This is a genomic window from Nocardia asteroides, from assembly GCA_019930625.1.
GTDB classification, from domain to species: domain Bacteria; phylum Actinomycetota; class Actinomycetes; order Mycobacteriales; family Mycobacteriaceae; genus Nocardia; species Nocardia sputi.
In genome coordinates this window covers 1382285-1396308 of record CP082844.1, presented here as the reverse complement: position 1 = coordinate 1396308, position 14024 = coordinate 1382285, and the positions used below count along the sequence as shown (strand labels likewise).

General features: G+C 68.8%; 15 protein-coding genes. 8 read left to right on the top strand and 7 right to left on the bottom strand.

Annotated elements, in window-relative coordinates; genetic code table 11:
- Nucleotides 1–8: 8 nt before the first annotated feature.
- Genes K8O92_06540 through K8O92_06525 form a run of 4 tightly spaced genes read right to left on the bottom strand, consistent with a single transcriptional unit; the run spans nucleotide 9 to nucleotide 3795 of the window.
- Nucleotides 9–362 (bottom strand): UBP-type zinc finger domain-containing protein, encoded by a 354-nt coding sequence (locus K8O92_06540; protein ID UAK33596.1) that lies wholly within the window; start codon nucleotides 360–362, stop codon nucleotides 9–11.
- Complete coding sequence (locus K8O92_06535; protein ID UAK33595.1) at nucleotides 359–1861, bottom strand: cyclic nucleotide-binding domain-containing protein; 1503 nt, start codon at nucleotides 1859–1861, stop codon at nucleotides 359–361. Before K8O92_06535 ends, K8O92_06540 begins: the two co-directional genes overlap by 4 nt.
- Before the next feature lie 15 nt (nucleotides 1862–1876).
- Entirely contained in the window at nucleotides 1877–3544 is a 1668-nt protein-coding gene (locus tag K8O92_06530; protein UAK33594.1) for an FAD-dependent oxidoreductase, read from the bottom strand.
- 53 nt (nucleotides 3545–3597) lie between these two features.
- Nucleotides 3598–3795, bottom strand: coding sequence for a hypothetical protein (locus tag K8O92_06525; protein UAK33593.1), 198 nt, complete (start codon nucleotides 3793–3795; stop codon nucleotides 3598–3600).
- Nucleotides 3796–4011: 216 nt separating this feature from the next.
- Between K8O92_06525 and K8O92_06520 the strand changes: the two genes are divergently transcribed.
- Nucleotides 4012–4467 carry an SRPBCC family protein gene (locus K8O92_06520; GenBank protein UAK33592.1) on the top strand — a complete coding sequence of 152 codons (456 nt, stop codon included), beginning with the start codon at nucleotides 4012–4014 and terminating at the stop codon, nucleotides 4465–4467.
- 92 nt (nucleotides 4468–4559) lie between these two features.
- On the opposite strand, the gene K8O92_06515 is transcribed toward K8O92_06520, so the two are convergent.
- Nucleotides 4560–5588: a ketoacyl-ACP synthase III gene (locus tag K8O92_06515; protein ID UAK33591.1), complete on the bottom strand. Its 1029-nt coding sequence runs from the start codon at nucleotides 5586–5588 to the stop codon at nucleotides 4560–4562.
- Between the two features lie 221 nt (nucleotides 5589–5809).
- Here K8O92_06515 and K8O92_06510 point away from each other — a divergent pair, with 221 nt between their 5' ends.
- The 7 genes from K8O92_06510 to K8O92_06480 all read left to right on the top strand — a co-directional run bounded on the left by K8O92_06510 (nucleotide 5810) and on the right by K8O92_06480 (nucleotide 11094).
- Complete coding sequence (locus K8O92_06510; protein ID UAK33590.1) at nucleotides 5810–6082, top strand: GlsB/YeaQ/YmgE family stress response membrane protein; 273 nt, start codon at nucleotides 5810–5812, stop codon at nucleotides 6080–6082.
- 102 nt (nucleotides 6083–6184) lie between these two features.
- Complete coding sequence (locus tag K8O92_06505; protein ID UAK33589.1) at nucleotides 6185–6913, top strand: phosphatidylserine decarboxylase; 729 nt, start codon at nucleotides 6185–6187, stop codon at nucleotides 6911–6913.
- The gene (locus K8O92_06500) at nucleotides 6913–7797 is read left to right on the top strand and encodes a phosphatidylcholine/phosphatidylserine synthase (GenBank protein UAK35487.1); all 885 of its coding nucleotides are present in this window, start codon (nucleotides 6913–6915) and stop codon (nucleotides 7795–7797) included. The genes K8O92_06505 and K8O92_06500 overlap by 1 nt, the downstream gene beginning before the upstream one ends.
- Before the next feature lie 172 nt (nucleotides 7798–7969).
- Complete coding sequence (locus tag K8O92_06495) at nucleotides 7970–8899, top strand: RNA polymerase sigma-70 factor (GenBank protein ID UAK33588.1); 930 nt, start codon at nucleotides 7970–7972, stop codon at nucleotides 8897–8899.
- An 80-nt stretch (nucleotides 8900–8979) separates the two neighbouring features.
- Nucleotides 8980–10068, top strand: coding sequence for an FAD-dependent oxidoreductase (locus tag K8O92_06490; protein UAK33587.1), 1089 nt, complete (start codon nucleotides 8980–8982; stop codon nucleotides 10066–10068).
- 57 nt (nucleotides 10069–10125) lie between these two features.
- On the top strand, nucleotides 10126–10851 hold the full coding sequence (locus tag K8O92_06485) for an ATP-dependent Clp protease ATP-binding subunit (GenBank protein ID UAK33586.1): 726 nt from the start codon (nucleotides 10126–10128) through the stop codon (nucleotides 10849–10851).
- 6 nt (nucleotides 10852–10857) lie between these two features.
- On the top strand, nucleotides 10858–11094 hold the full coding sequence (locus K8O92_06480; protein UAK33585.1) for a hypothetical protein: 237 nt from the start codon (nucleotides 10858–10860) through the stop codon (nucleotides 11092–11094).
- Here K8O92_06480 and K8O92_06475 read toward each other — a convergent pair whose 3' ends face one another.
- Both K8O92_06475 and K8O92_06470 read right to left on the bottom strand, forming a co-directional pair.
- The gene (locus K8O92_06475; protein ID UAK33584.1) at nucleotides 11095–11769 is read right to left on the bottom strand and encodes a suppressor of fused domain protein; all 675 of its coding nucleotides are present in this window, start codon (nucleotides 11767–11769) and stop codon (nucleotides 11095–11097) included.
- Between the two features lie 59 nt (nucleotides 11770–11828).
- Nucleotides 11829–13916, bottom strand: a complete 2088-nt coding sequence (locus tag K8O92_06470; GenBank protein UAK33583.1) for an NAD(+) synthase — start codon at nucleotides 13914–13916, stop codon at nucleotides 11829–11831.
- Nucleotides 13917–14024: the final 108 nt, after the last annotated feature.

Genomic DNA, 14024 nt, shown 5'->3' with positions numbered 1-14024 from the left:
TCCCGGGGTCAGTGGATGTGTGCCTGCCAATCCGACGGAACCCGCCCACGCGGGCCCGGCGCGCCCTGATCGGCTGGATGACTGCGCGGTGGAGCCAATTCCGGTCCGTCCGTGTACATCTGCTCGGTTTCGAAGTTGTAGTACCAGTCCTCGCCCGGCTCGAAACTCTGGATGAACGGGTGTCCGGTGCTCTTCGCGTGCTGGGTCGCGTGCTGCGCGGGCGAGGTGTCGCAGCAGCCGACATGCCCGCACTGGGCGCAGCGGCGCAGATGCACCCACCAGCCGCTGTTCTGCTCGCACTCCAGGCAACCGGGGCCGCTGGGTGGGACCGCGGGATCGATGCCCGCGACTTGCTCGGTCATGACTGTCCTTCCGTGATCGTCGCGGCGACGGCATCGATCTGCTCTTGTTCGGGGCGGCGAAGCGGCAACCAGACGGTGAACCTGGTGTCGCCCGGCTCGGAGTCCACCCGGATGTCGCCGTTGTGCTTGTTGACCACGATGCGGAACGAGATGTCCAACCCGAGCCCGGTGCCCTCGCCCATCGGCTTGGTGGTGAAGAACGGTTCGAAGATCCGGTTGCGGGCCTCCGGCGGGATACCCGGCCCGGTGTCGCCGATCTCCACGACCGCGCAGTCGTTCTCGTGCCTGGTGCGGATGGTCAGCGTGCCGCTGCCGTTCATCGCGTATACGGCGTTGTCGATCAGGTTGGTCCACACCTGGTTCAGTTCGGCCGCGTAGCAGGGCACCTGCGGCAAGCTCCGGTCGTACTCCTTGACCACGCGCACCCCGTCGCCGATCTTGCGGCTGAGCATCACCAGCGTGCTGTCCAGCAGTTCGTGCACATCGACCACTTGGAAGGGCGCCCGGTCCATCTGCGAATACTGCTTCGCGGCGTCGACCAGCGAGGAGATGCGCGTCGTCGAGTCGGCGATCTCGTTCATCAGCAGCTCGGTCTCGATGGTGTAGTTCAACCAGCGGATCGCGCCTTGGAACACCTGCTCCGGAGAACCCTCCAGGGTGGCGGCCACCCGCTCCAGCCAGTCGGTGTCGAAACCGGCCTGCACGAAGTTCGGCGCGAGGTTCCAGCCGTCGGCGATCCCGTGCTCCTCGAGCCATTCACCGAGCAGGTCCTCCCGGTCGGCGGCCTCCATCGGCGTGAGTTCCGGCGCCTTCGCGACCTGGGCGGCGGCTTCCTCCTGCAGGCGCACCAAGGCGCCCAAGGACGCCGCGTCGAACTTGCCTTCCGCCATCATCGCCAGCTTGTGCCGCATGCCCGCGACCCGCTCGCGCAGACCCGAGGTGGCGCGCACCGCGGCGGCGGCCGGATTGTTCAGCTCGTGGGTGAGACCCGCCGACAGCGAACCGAGCGCGAGCAGCCGTTCGCGCTCACCGATGCGCGCATTGGTGTTGCGGCTGCCGAAGAACGCGCCCTCGAGCAGGTGGACGGCCATCGGGAACCACTCGCGCATCATCCGGGCGAAGACTTCGGCGTCGAGCACGTAGAACCGCGACGGCCGCGTCACGTGCAGCGAGCTGTTGTAGGTCTGCTCGACCTTGTCGCCGATGTAGGACATCCACGCCCCCGCGTATGAGCCGCGGTGGTCGGTGCGGACCAGCTCGATCTCCGCGCCGCTGGACTGCTTGGTGAGCACCACCTCGCCGTCCATCAGCACGTAGAGGCAGGTGGCCGGTTCGCCTTCGTGGTAGACGACCCCCGGCTCGATGGTCTCGATCCGGCCGTCGGCGCACAGCCAGGCCAGCTGCTCGTCGCTCAGCTTCTCGAACAGGAACAAGGTGCGCAGCTCGGCGGGGTCGCAGACCAGCCGGCTACGGCGGTCCGCGGTCGGGTTCGAAGTCATCTGGCAGCCTCCTGATCAGGCGAGATAGCGGTGCACGAGCATGACGGCCATCGCACCCTCGCCGACGGCGGAGGCGACGCGCTTGGCCGATTCGGCGTGCACGTCGCCTGCCACGAACACACCGGGCACGCTCGTCTCGAGATGATGCGGGGGCCGGGGTAGTTCCCAGCCGGCGGGGCGCGCGCCGTCGACCATGAGGTCCGGCCCGGCGAGCACGTAACCGGCGCTGTCGCGCGTGACCACGCCGTCGAGCCAATCGGTTTGCGGCGCGGCGCCGATGAACAGGAACAGCCGCTCCGCGTCGGCCTTCTCCTCGGCTCCGGTCCGGTTGTCGCGCAGCACGATCTGCTGCAGGTGATCGCCACCGTCGGCGGCGATCACCTCGGTGTTCGTGTGCACCTCGATGTTCGCGATCTGCGCGATCTGCTGGATCAGGTAGTGCGACATCGACTGTTCCAGCGAATCCGCCCGGACCACCAGGTGCACGGTGCGCGCGTTGCGGGACAGGAACACTGCGGCCTGCCCCGCGGAGTTCGCGCCGCCCACGATGTAGACCTCGTGATCGGCGCACTCGGAGGCCTCGGTCATGGCCGAGCCGTAGTAGACGCCGCGCCCGGTGAAGTCGTCGACGCCGGGCGCCGGGTGGCGGCGGTAGTCGACGCCGGTCGCGATGATCACGGTGTGCGCGCACAGGCTGCCGCCGTCGGCGAACCGCACGGTGCGCGCGGACCCGTTGACCTCCAGCCCGACCACCTCGCGGGTGGTGATCACCTCCGCGCCGAATTTCGCGGCCTGCCGCCGCGCCCGGTCGGCCAGCTGCGCGCCGGACAGGCCGTCGGGGAAGCCGAGATAGTTCTCGATGCGCGAACTCTGCCCGGCCTGTCCGCCGGTGGCGGTCCGCTCCACGAGCACCGTGCGCAAACCCTCGGACGCGCCGTAGACCGCCGCGCCGAGACCGGCGGGACCGCCGCCGACCACGATCAGGTCGTAGAACTCGCCCGCCGGGTCGACGGTCAGGCCGACGTTCTGCGCCAGTTCGCTGTCGGTGGGCTGCACGAGCGCCTCGCCCGCCGAGGTGATCACCACCGGACAGCGCTCCGGGTCGGCTCCCGCCGCCTCCAGCAGCCGCGCGCCCTCGGGCTCGTCGGCCAGGTACCACCGGTAGGGCAGCTGGTTGCGGGCGAGGAACTCCCGCACCTGCGACGAGCGCGGCGACCAGCGATTGCCGACCACCTTCGTCTCGGTGACCGGACGATGCTCACTGCTGCGCCAGGCCTCCAGCAGGCCGTCCAGCACCGGGTAGAGCTTCTCCTCCGGCGGATCCCACGGCTTGAGCAGGTAGTGGTCCAAGTCCACGACGTTGATCGCGTCGATCGCGGCATTGGTGTCGGCATAGGCGGTCAGCAGCACGCGACGCGCGTAGGGGTGCAGGTCCATGGCCTGCTCCAAGAACTCGATGCCATCCATGCCCGGCATCCGATAGTCGGCGATCAATACCGCGACCGGCTGGCCGCGCAGCTTCATCTCGCGAAGCGCGTCGAGCGCTTGCGCACCCGATTCCGCGCGCAGAATCCGGTAATCGGCGCCATAACGGCGGCGCAGGTCGCGCACGACCGCCCGGGAAACACCCGGATCGTCATCGACGCTCAGGATGGCCGGTTTCGTAGCAGCGGGTGAAGTCACCTGACGAGTATGGAGCCTCTGGACGGGCTCTGTCGTGGGCGTTCGCGCAGAGCTCAGAGCCGACGACGCAGGACGAGATCGAGCTCACTCGGAGTGAGCAGGCGCTCCAGGCGTTCTTCCTGCGCGGCCGCGCGGACGCTGCGCAGGGACGCCGAGGCGCCGGAGGCTCTTCGCCCGTTCTCGGGCTCGATAGCCGGCAGTAGCGGAACCTGGTCCGCTGGTCGACGATGCAGCAGGGAGCGCAGTTTCACGGCCGATCACCTCACGTGGGGACGTCGAAAGTCGGAGGCAGTGTCTGTTGGTCTGTTGCTTCATCTATCCGTTATTGTGCGCCGTTCATTACAGCGGCCGGTGCGCGTATAGCGGAAATGTGACGCAACTGTCCTCCCGTCTAAAATGTGCGCGAATCGACCGTAAGCGCTCGGACGGATGGTCGTCGGTCCGTCGCTCGTCACCCGGAGGCAGCGTTGCCGAAAAATCTCGAAGCCAGCATCGACATCGCCGCGCCCCCGGAGCGGGTGTGGGCGGTGGTCGCCGATCTGAAGCGGATGCCGGAGTTCAGCCCACAGTGCGTCCGCATGGTGGCGCTGGGCAGGCCCGCGGCGGGCACCTGGACGATCAACCTCAACCGGGACGGCAAGAAATTCTGGCCGACCACCGCCCGTATCGTGCGGTTCGAGCCGAACCAGGCCTGGGCCTTCAAGGTCAACGAGAACCGGACGGTGTGGAGCTACACCCTGGAGCCGACCGAATCCGGCACGCGGCTGATCGAGCGGCGGGATGTGCCCAACGGCACCACCTGGTTTTCCCGCAAAGGGATCGATGTAGCGCTCGGTGGCGAGGCCTCGTTCGAGGAAGATCTGGTGCGCGGCATGAACGAGACGCTGGGCAAGATCAAGAAGGCGGTCGAGACCGGCGCCTGAGCGCACGCGGTCGCTCGCCGCGGTGCCGGTCACGCCGAAGCCGTGACCGGCACCGCGGCGAGCGACCGGGAGGGCGGAGCTGTTCGCGTGAGCTACTTCCAGTTGGGCAGGTTGACGACCTGGGCCGCGTAGGACAGACCCGCACCGAACGCGATGAGCAGCGCCGTGTCACCCGGCTTCGACTCGCCCTTGCGCAGGAGCCCTTCCATGGCCAGCGGGATCGAGGCGGCGGAGGTGTTGCCCGCCTCCTCGATGTCGTTGGCGAGCGCGCAGTGCTCCGGCAGCTTCAGCACCCGGGCCATGATCTCGATGATCCGGCCGTTGGCCTGGTGCGGGATCATCGCGTCCAGGTCCTCTGGGGACAGACCGGCGCGGTCGATGGCGTCGCGGCACACCTTCTCCAACGAGTGCGCGGCCCACCGGAACACCGCGGTGCCCTCCATGGCCAGATAGGGCCGCACTGCGTCCAAGCCCTTCTCGTCGATCTCGTGGAAGTACTCCATCCAGTCCTTGTCCTGCCGGATGGCGTGATGCTGGGTGCCGTCCGAGCCCCATACGGTGGGGCCGATGCCCGGCTCGTCGGAGGGGCCGACGATCACCGCGCCCGCGCCGTCGGCGAAGAGGAAGGCGGTGGAGCGGTCGGTGGGGTTGACCGTGTTCGTCAGTTTCTCCACACCGATCACGAGCACGTGCGCGGCGGTACCGGCCCGGACCAGATCCGACGCCAGCGCGATCGAGTGACAGAAACCCGCGCAACCGGCCGAGACGTCGAAGGCGGCGGCGCCGTTCATGCCGAGCTCGGTGGCGATGCGCGGGGCAGCGGCCGGGGTCAGCAACAGATGGGTGGAGGTAGCAACGATCACGCAATCGACTTGGTCGACCGCGATGCCCGAAGATTCCAGCGCGCCGCGCGAAGCCGCGACGCTCATACTCTGAATCGTCTCCGATTCGTCGGCGAACCGCCGGGTCTTGATGCCCGATCTGGTCCTGATCCACTCGTCGCTCGAGTTGATCGGACCCGCCACCTCGTCGTTGGTGACCACTCGAGCAGGGCGGTAAACGCCGAGCCCGAGGATCGCCGTGTGCTCTGCCCCGGTGGTCTGGGCGATTCGAGCAGCCATCTGCGTCTCCTATGTACCTGCGGCGGCGCCGCCGGGTGTTCCCCGAAGCATCGAAATCGGTCCCTCATCAGCCACTGTCCATCGGTGGATAGACATGAGGCCTCCTCATATTAGCCCGAAAGTCGCTCATTTGCCGCGCGTATTTCGACAATCGGTGGGTATCTCCCCCGACGCACGCCACCGCTGCACGAGGCGTGGCCCAACTAGGATGCGAGGACACCATGCTCGGTCTCGGGATTATCGGATGGATCATCATCGGCGGTCTCGCCGGATGGATCGCCAGCAAGATCATGAAGACGGACGCGCAGCAGGGCATTCTGCTGAATATCGTCGTCGGGGTGATCGGTGGCCTGCTCGGTGGGTTCCTGCTGAGGCTGTTCGGAGTCGATGTCGAGGGCGCCGGACTCTGGTTCAGCTTCTTCACCTGCCTGGGTGGCGCGATCATCTTGCTGTTCCTGGTTCGGCTGGTCATGGGCTCCCGCGTCAGGTCCTGACCTCGCGTGCCACAGGCTCCCTTCCCGTAAGGTGTGAACGCTTGCGCCGGTCCTATCGTTGAGGGGCGCAATCCGTCTGCATCGAGCACGAAAGAGGAGCCTGTGGCCCGCCGTCCCACCCCGCCCGGCACGCCTGAACGAACCGGAGTCGGCCACGTCGTCGATCTGGTCCGCAATGCGATCCCTCCGTTGCATCCCGCCGGGCTTCCGTTCGTCGCCGCACCCATCGCGGTCGCCGTGGTCGGCGGCAAGCGCAAGTGGGTGCGGCGTACGGGCTTGTTCGCCGCGGCTGCCTGCGCGACGTTCTTCCGCCACCCGCATCGCGTGCCGCCGAACCGGCCTGGCGTCGTGGTGGCCCCCGCCGACGGCGAGATCGCCTTGGTCGACACCGCCGCTCCCCCCGCCGAGCTGGGTCTCGGCGATCAACCGCTGCCCCGGGTCAGCATCTTCTTGTCCGTGCTCGACGTCCACGTGCAGCGGACGCCGGTTTCCGGCACAGTGCGAACCGTGCTGCACCAGCCCGGTCAGTTCCGTTCCGCGGACCTGCCCGAGGCGAGCTCGGTGAACGAGCGCAACAGCATGGTCCTGGAGACCCCGGAGGGCGAACGGATCGTCGTGGTGCAGATCGCCGGGCTCCTCGCGCGCCGCATCGTCTGCGACGCCCAGGTCGGTGACGTGCTGACCATCGCCGACACCTATGGACTGATCCGCTTCGGCTCGCGGGTCGATACGTACTTCCCGCCCGGCACCGAACTGCTCGTACAGCCCGGCCAGCGCACCATCGGCGGCGAGACCGTGCTCGCCGTGCTCGGCTCACCCGCTGACGCGTGATGGAGGCGGCGGTACCCACCCAGCGGCGCAGGCGGCGAAGCATCCGGCTGCTGCCCAGCATCGTCACCATCCTGGCGCTGTGCTCCGGGCTGTCGGCGGTGAAGTTCGGCCTCGACGGCAAGCTCGGTATCGCGCTGGCCATGATCGGCGCGGCAGCGGTGCTGGACACCCTCGACGGCAGACTGGCCAGGATGCTCGACGCCACCACGAAGATGGGCGCCGAGCTGGATTCGCTGTCGGACGCCATCTCCTTCGGCGTCGCGCCCGCGCTTGTGCTGTATGTGACCCTGCTCAGCAGCAACAGCGTGGGATGGATCGTCGCACTGCTGTTCGCGGTCAGCATCGTGCTGCGCCTGGCCCGGTTCAACACTTTGATGGACGACGACACCCGGCCGGACTGGGCGCGGGAGTACTTCGTCGGCGTGCCCGCTCCGGCGGGCGCGCTCATCGCGATGGTGCCGGTCGCGCTGCTCGTGCAGTTCGGTGACGGCTGGTGGGTCGGCTTCTACGAGGTCGCGGCGTGGACGGTGTTCGCGGCCGCGCTGTGCGTCAGCACCATCCCGACGCTGGCCATGAAGTCGGTCTCGGTGGCCCCGCAGGCCGCGGCCGGGCTGCTGGTGCTGGTCGCGCTCGCCGCGGCGGCGCTGGTCACCTATCCGATCGTGCTGCTGCTGGTGCTGGTCGCGCTGTATCTGGGGCACATCCCCTTCGCCTGGCATTCCCAGCGCTGGGTGGCCGCGCGCCCGGAGACCTGGACCCACAAGCCCGCCGAGCGGCGTGCGCAACGACGGGCGAACCGGCGGCTGCCCGCGATCCGGCGTCCGGCCATTCGTGGCTCCTCGGCTCGTCTGCGCCTGCGCCGACCTGGTGCGAAGCAACGCTAGAACGGCCACCCACCGCCGGGAACCGGCATCTAGCGGGTAACAATTGCATTCGTGAGCACATGGGTGACTCATCGGGTACGCCCAGAGCTGAGCGGCACCGAACGCGGGAGCTGCACGCGAATCTCGCGGCAGTGACCGGCACGGCCTGAATACTCGGGGAGGCGGGACAGCGATGGAGCCGGACGGGCTGCGGGAATTCGAAGAGCATCGGCCGCGGCTGTTCGCGCTCGCCTATCGAATGCTCGGCGCGGCGGGTGAGGCCGAGGACGCGGTGCAGGAGACCTATCTGCGCTGGGACGGCGCCGACCGCGGCAATATCCGCTCCGCCGAGGCGTGGTTGACCACCGTGCTGGTGAATATCTGTCGTACCTGGCTGGTTTCGGCGCGGGCCAGGCGGGAGAGCTACGTCGGCCCATGGCTGCCGGAGCCGGTGCCGACCGCGCGCGGTGAACTCGGTCCGCTGGAGACCGTCGAAGAGCGCGAACTGGTCTCCCTCGCGCTGCTGACCGCGCTGGAGCGGCTGACCCCGATCGAGCGCGCCGTCTTCGTGCTGCGCGAGGCATTCGGGTACGCGCACCGCGAGATCGCCGACATGCTCGACGTGACCGAGACCAACTCCCAGCAGATCTTCCGCCGGGCGGGCCTGCGCGTGCGAGAAGGCAAGGCGCGCTTCGATATTTCGGCCGAGCATGCCCGCGAACTGGTCGAACGGTTCACGAAGGCGGCACGCGAAGGTGATGTCGAGTCGCTGGAGCGGTTGCTCGCCGCCGACGTGAGCGCGACGGCCGACGGCGGCGGCAAGATCAACGCGGCACGGCGCCCGGTGCACGGCGCGAACAATGTGGCGCGCTACCTGGCGGGCCTGTTGCGCTGGGAGGTGCCGGGAATGCGGCTGCTGGTGGAAGAGGTCAACGGCGCGCCCGCCGTGGTCGCGCGCGTGGACGGCGCGCCACTGCTCGTGATGGGCATCGATGTGGCCGACGGCGTGGTCACCGCGCTGCGGTTGATCGTCAATCCGGACAAATTGTCCTACTTCGCCGAGTCGAGCGGGCCGGATGGCGGCGTCGGCGCGCTGCCCGACCGGCGCCACCACCGGCTGTGACGCGCTTCACCGCCGGGGTTGTCAGGATCGGGGGGCCTGTCCGGTCTGAAGGGTGATGGCCGATCGAAAGGAGCCACATCATGACCGGACAGCATCGGATCGTTGTTCTCGGCGCGGGGTACGCGGGGTTGGCGGCGGCACGCAGGCTCGCTCGCACGGCGCGGGGCGCGCGGATCACCGTGGTGGACGCTCACGAGTCGTTCGTCGAGCGAGTACGACTGCACCAGCAGGCGGCAGGGCAACGGATTTCCTCGTGGGATCTGCGGGAAGCGCTGGAAAGCAAGAAGATCGGTTTCGTGCGCGCCATGGCGACGGACGTCGACACGGCTGCGAAGCGCGTGGTGCTCGACGTGGCACCCGCCCTCGACTACGACATCCTGATCTACGCTCTCGGCAGCGTCGCCGATGCCGAGAGCGTCCCCGGCGTGGCGGAGCACGCGTATTCGGTCGCGACGCAAGAAGACGTGCACGCGCTGTCGGCTGTCCGCGGACCCGTGGCGATCGTCGGGGCCGGGGCGACGGGGATCGAACTGGCGGCGGAACTGGCCGAGTCGCACCCGGGGACCAAGGTGCTGTTGCTCGGCTCGGAGGAACCGGGCGCCTGGCTCTCGGCGCGGGCGCAGGCGCACATCAGGCGGACCTTGGAACGTCTGGGGGTCGAGATCCGGTCCGGCGCCAAGGTGATCGAGGTTTCGCCCGAGGGGCCGCGCTTGGCGGACGGTTCGCTGGTCGAGGCCGCTACCACTGTGTGGACCACCGGTTTTCGCGTGCCCGCCCTCGCCGCGCGCGCCGGCTTGGCGGTGGATTCCGACGGCCGGGTGCTGACCGACGTCACCCTGCGTTCGGTGTCGCACCCGGACATCTACGCGGCGGGGGACGCGGCCGTCATCGCGGGACCGGGCGGGCGTGACCTGCGCATGGCTTGTGCTACGGCCCTGCCCACCGGCAAGCACGCGGCCGACGCCGCCGTCGCCCGGATACGCGGCCGCGAGCCCGCGCCGCTGCGGTTCCGCTATGTGCTGCAGTGCATCAGCCTCGGGCGGCGCGACGCGGTAGTCCAGGCCGTGCACGCCGACGACACTCCTGCCCGGATCGTGCTGACCGGACGGACGGGCGCATGGGTGAAGGAGCGGATTGTGCGCAGCGCGGTCTGGGCTGCCCGACCCTGAGGCGGCAATCGTCAACTACTGGTTGACGACGCGCTGTCGTCAACCTATGGTTGACGCATGACCTCACAATTCCGCCTCGACGATTTGATCGAAGGCATCAAGAAAGCCCGCCCCGACAACGTGCTCGAGCAGCTGTCCGACGCCGTCGTCGTGGCCAATCACCTCGACGAGGTGGCCGACCACTTGATCGGCCACTTCGTGGACCAAGCCCGTCGCTCCGGCGCCTCGTGGACCGACATCGGCGCGAGCATGGGCGTCAGCAAACAGGCCGCGCAGAAGCGGTTCGTGCCCAAAGCGCCCGATCCGGCCGCCGCCTCGGCCATGGACCCGAACGCGGGCTTCGCGCGGTTCACCCCGCGGGCGCGCGCGGTCGTGATGGCGGCGCAGGAGGCCGCGCGCACCGCGGGCAACCAGGAGATCGCGCTCGGGCACGTGGTGCTGGGACTGCTCACGGAACCGGAGGGACTCGCGGTGCACGAGCTCGTCCACCAGGGCGTCTCCCTCGATGTGCTATCCGCCGCGGCGTCGGCGTCCCTGCCGCCGAGCGAGGGGGAGGTCCCCACGCTCATCCCGTTCGGCACGGACGCCAAGAAAGTACTCGAGCTCACCTTCCGCGAGGCGCTTCGCCTCGGGCACAACTACATCGGCACCGAGCACGTCCTGCTCGCGCTGCTGGAACAGGAGAACGGCGCCGGTCTGCTCAGCGATCTCGGCGTCGACAAGGCCAGGGCCGAGTTGCATTTGGGCGAGCTGCTCGCGACGTTCACCTCCGGGCAATCCTGATCCCCGATGAGCGGCGGGAAGCTCCGCGCGGGGATCGTACTCGCTGTCACGGTGGCCCTACTGGTGATCACCGAGTCTTTGCGAGCGGATTCCGGTCACCGAATACGCAACGCCGTCAACGGGATGCGTGGCGCGCACAGCGCACGGGTGCGCCGTCGCCGGGCGCTGCGCACCCGAGGAGCGTGGAGCGCCGGGCCGCCCCGGCGCGCTCCGGTCGAACGACGGATGATGCACGCGGCTTGATCACCCTCGCCCCGCCAGGCCGCCTCCCCAGCGCGGCCATCGAGCTTGCGGCTTCGGCTCGGTGATCAAAGGCTCGCGGTGGATATCGGTGACGTACAGGGGAAGCCGCGGTTGGAGTTCGGCGAGCAGAGAAAGGGCGCGCCCACCTTGCGCGGCTCGGTATTCCCGCATGGTCAGCCCGACGATCTGCAAGAACAGGACGCGGCCGTGCGGGGTGTGGATGCTGCCCAGTTCCGGGTCGACCGCGAAGCAGACGGCGTGATTGGTGCAGTCGGCACGTCCCGCCGCGATCGGCCCGTTCGCTTTGATGGTGTGTCCGGGCTCGAACCACTTGCCCGACTGGAAGACGTAGCGGGCGAGGTTCTGCACGAAGTTCGTCGGCCACACCGGCGGTTCGGTCTCGTCGGGCCTGCGTGCCAAGCGGAAGGTGAACTCGAAGCCCCACCCCGACTCCGCCGGGTTGTCCCATTCCTTCTCGTACAGCTCGGTCATGCCGTAGCTGATGTAGTGCCAGTGCGGCACCGGTTCGGTGCGGGCGTAGGCGCTGATCCCGTCGAGCGGGTCGGACCCGCCGAGAGACCACGGTTGGTCGGACGCCCAGTGGAAGGGCTCGATATCGCCGTACAGCGGCCGCAACGCCTCATCGATGGCATCCCAGCCGGGTTTTTCACTCACCCAGCCACCATAGGCAGGGCGCATCCGGCCGACGCCGGGGCGTCGAACCCTTCGCCGGGTCAGGCGTCCGGCACGTTGCGGGCGAGCTCCTCCAGCCAGGCCGCCGCCGAGGCGTCGCTCGGCGCTCGCCAATCGCCGCGCGGCGAGAGCGAACCGCCGGAGCCGACCTTGGGCGCGTTCGGCAGCGTCGAGCGCTTGAACTGGCTGGTCTGCACGAAGCGCAGCAAGAACTCGCCCAGCCAGTGCTTGATTGTGGCGAGGTCGTAGGCGTTGCGCTGGTCGGCGGGGACGAGATCGGGCCAGCGGCCGGTCGCGGGATCGGACCAGGCGTGCCTGGCCAGGTAGGCGACGCGACTGGGCCGGTAGCCGAAGCGCAGCACGTAGTAGAGGTGGAAGTCCTGCAACTCGTACGGGCCGACCGTAGCCTCGGAACTCTGGGCCGGCGCGGAGGAGTCGGCATGCGGGATCAGCTCGGGGGAGATCTCGGTGCGCAGAATCGACGACAGCACCGCACCCGCTTCGGGCCCGAGCTGATCGGTGTCCACCGCCCAGGCGATCAGGTACTTGATCAGGGTCTTGGGTACCGAGGCGTTCACGCTGTAGTGCGCCATGTGGTCCCCGACGCCGAAGGTGCACCAGCCGAGCGCGAGTTCGCTCAGGTCCCCGGTGCCGACGACGAGCGCGCCGTGCATGTTGGCCAGCCGGAACAGATGCGAGGTCCGCTCGCCCGCCTGCACGTTCTCGTAGGTGATGTCGTACTGCGGCGTCCCGTCGGCCGCGGGGTGGCCGAGGTCGCGCAGCATCTGCGTGGCCGAGGGCCGGATGTCGATCTCGCGTGCCGTGACGCCGAGGGCGGCCATCAGGCGGTGCGCGTCGGTCCTGGTCCTGGTGCTGGTCGCGAATCCGGGCATGGTGTAGGCCAAGACGTTCGCCCGCGGCAGGCCGAGCCGGTCCATGGTCTTGGCCGCCACGATCAGCGCCTGGGTGGAGTCCAATCCGCCGGATACTCCGATCACCACGCGCTCGAGGCCGGTGGAGCGCAACCGCGTGCTCAGGCCCTCGACCTGAATGTGGTGCACCTCGGCGCAGCGCTCGTTGCGTACGGCCGGGTCGGCGGGGACGTAGGGGAAGCGCTCGATCTCGCGGCGCAGTGTGACCGGCTCCTCGGGGACCGGCAGCCGCACGTCGATGCGTCGCATCGTGACCAGCCGGTCGCGGTGGTCGTGCACGTTGTCGGCGAAGGCTGTGGTGCGCAGGCGATCCGCGGCGAGGCGGCGCAAGTCCAGGTCGGCGGTGACCAGCTGGGGATGATCGGCGAACCGCTCGCCCTCCGCGAGCAGATCACCGTTCTCGCAGATCACCGCCTGCCCGTCCCAGGCGAGGTCGGTGGTGGACTCGCCGGTCCCGGCGGCGGAATACAGATACGCGGCGAGGTAGCGCGCCGAATGGGAGGTGCACAGCGACCGGCGGTAGTCCGCCTTCCCGATCACGATATTGCTCGCGGACAGGTTGACCAGCACGGTCGCACCGGCCAGCGCGGCGAAGCCGCTCGGCGGCAACGGAACCCACCCGTCCTCGCAGATCTCCAGATGGAAGACGAAGTCCTCCAGGTTGGTCGCGCGGAACAGCAGATCGGAGCCGAACGGCGCTCGATGCCCGGCGACGGTGATGTGATCCTCCAGCGCTTCCCGCGCCGCAGCGAACTGGCGCTTCTCGTAGAACTCGCGATAGTTCGGCAGGTAGCTCTTCGGCGCGACGCCGAGCACGAGGCCCCGGCAGATCGCGATCGCGCAGTTGAACAACCTGCCTTGGGCCCGTACCGGGGCGCCCACCACGAGAACCGTGTCGAGGTCCGTGCTGGCCGCGACGAGCCTGGCGAGCGCCGCTTCGACCGCCGCGTCCAGCGCGTCCTGGTGGAACAGGTCGTCGGCGGTGTAGGAGGACAAGCCCAGCTCGGGGAACACCGTCAGCACGGCGCCCGCGGACGCGGCCTGGGCGGCCAGTTCCACGGTCTGCTCCACGTTGTAGGCGGGGTCGGCCACCCGTACCCGGGGTACCGCGACCGCCACCCGCGCGAATCCGTGGCGGTACAGCGAATCGAACGGCAGGGCGGTCACCGGCTCCCCTCTCGGGATCGGGTTGATCATGGTCGCACCCGGAATCTACGCCGCCACGGCCGTGCGGGCGCGGCGTCGGAATGCCGAAGGTCCCCGAGGCGGCGTTCTGAACTGCGCTTTCGCCGTCGGCGCCGGAGC

What these genes read in the sequence shown, in the direction of transcription:
- K8O92_06540 (UAK33596.1), bottom strand. Translation starts at nt 362, where the DNA reads ATGACCGAGCAAGTCGCGGGCATCGATCCCGCGGTCCCACCCAGCGGC.
- K8O92_06535 (UAK33595.1), bottom strand. Translation starts at nt 1,861, where the DNA reads ATGACTTCGAACCCGACCGCGGACCGCCGTAGCCGGCTGGTCTGCGAC.
- K8O92_06515 (UAK33591.1), bottom strand. Translation starts at nt 5,588, where the DNA reads ATGGCTGCTCGAATCGCCCAGACCACCGGGGCAGAGCACACGGCGATC.
- K8O92_06510 (UAK33590.1), top strand. Translation starts at nt 5,810, where the DNA reads ATGCTCGGTCTCGGGATTATCGGATGGATCATCATCGGCGGTCTCGCC.
- K8O92_06500 (UAK35487.1), top strand. Translation starts at nt 6,913, where the DNA reads ATGGAGGCGGCGGTACCCACCCAGCGGCGCAGGCGGCGAAGCATCCGG.
- K8O92_06495 (UAK33588.1), top strand. Translation starts at nt 7,970, where the DNA reads ATGGAGCCGGACGGGCTGCGGGAATTCGAAGAGCATCGGCCGCGGCTG.
- K8O92_06490 (UAK33587.1), top strand. Translation starts at nt 8,980, where the DNA reads ATGACCGGACAGCATCGGATCGTTGTTCTCGGCGCGGGGTACGCGGGG.
- K8O92_06485 (UAK33586.1), top strand. Translation starts at nt 10,126, where the DNA reads ATGACCTCACAATTCCGCCTCGACGATTTGATCGAAGGCATCAAGAAA.
- K8O92_06480 (UAK33585.1), top strand. Translation starts at nt 10,858, where the DNA reads ATGAGCGGCGGGAAGCTCCGCGCGGGGATCGTACTCGCTGTCACGGTG.
- K8O92_06470 (UAK33583.1), bottom strand. Translation starts at nt 13,916, where the DNA reads ATGATCAACCCGATCCCGAGAGGGGAGCCGGTGACCGCCCTGCCGTTC.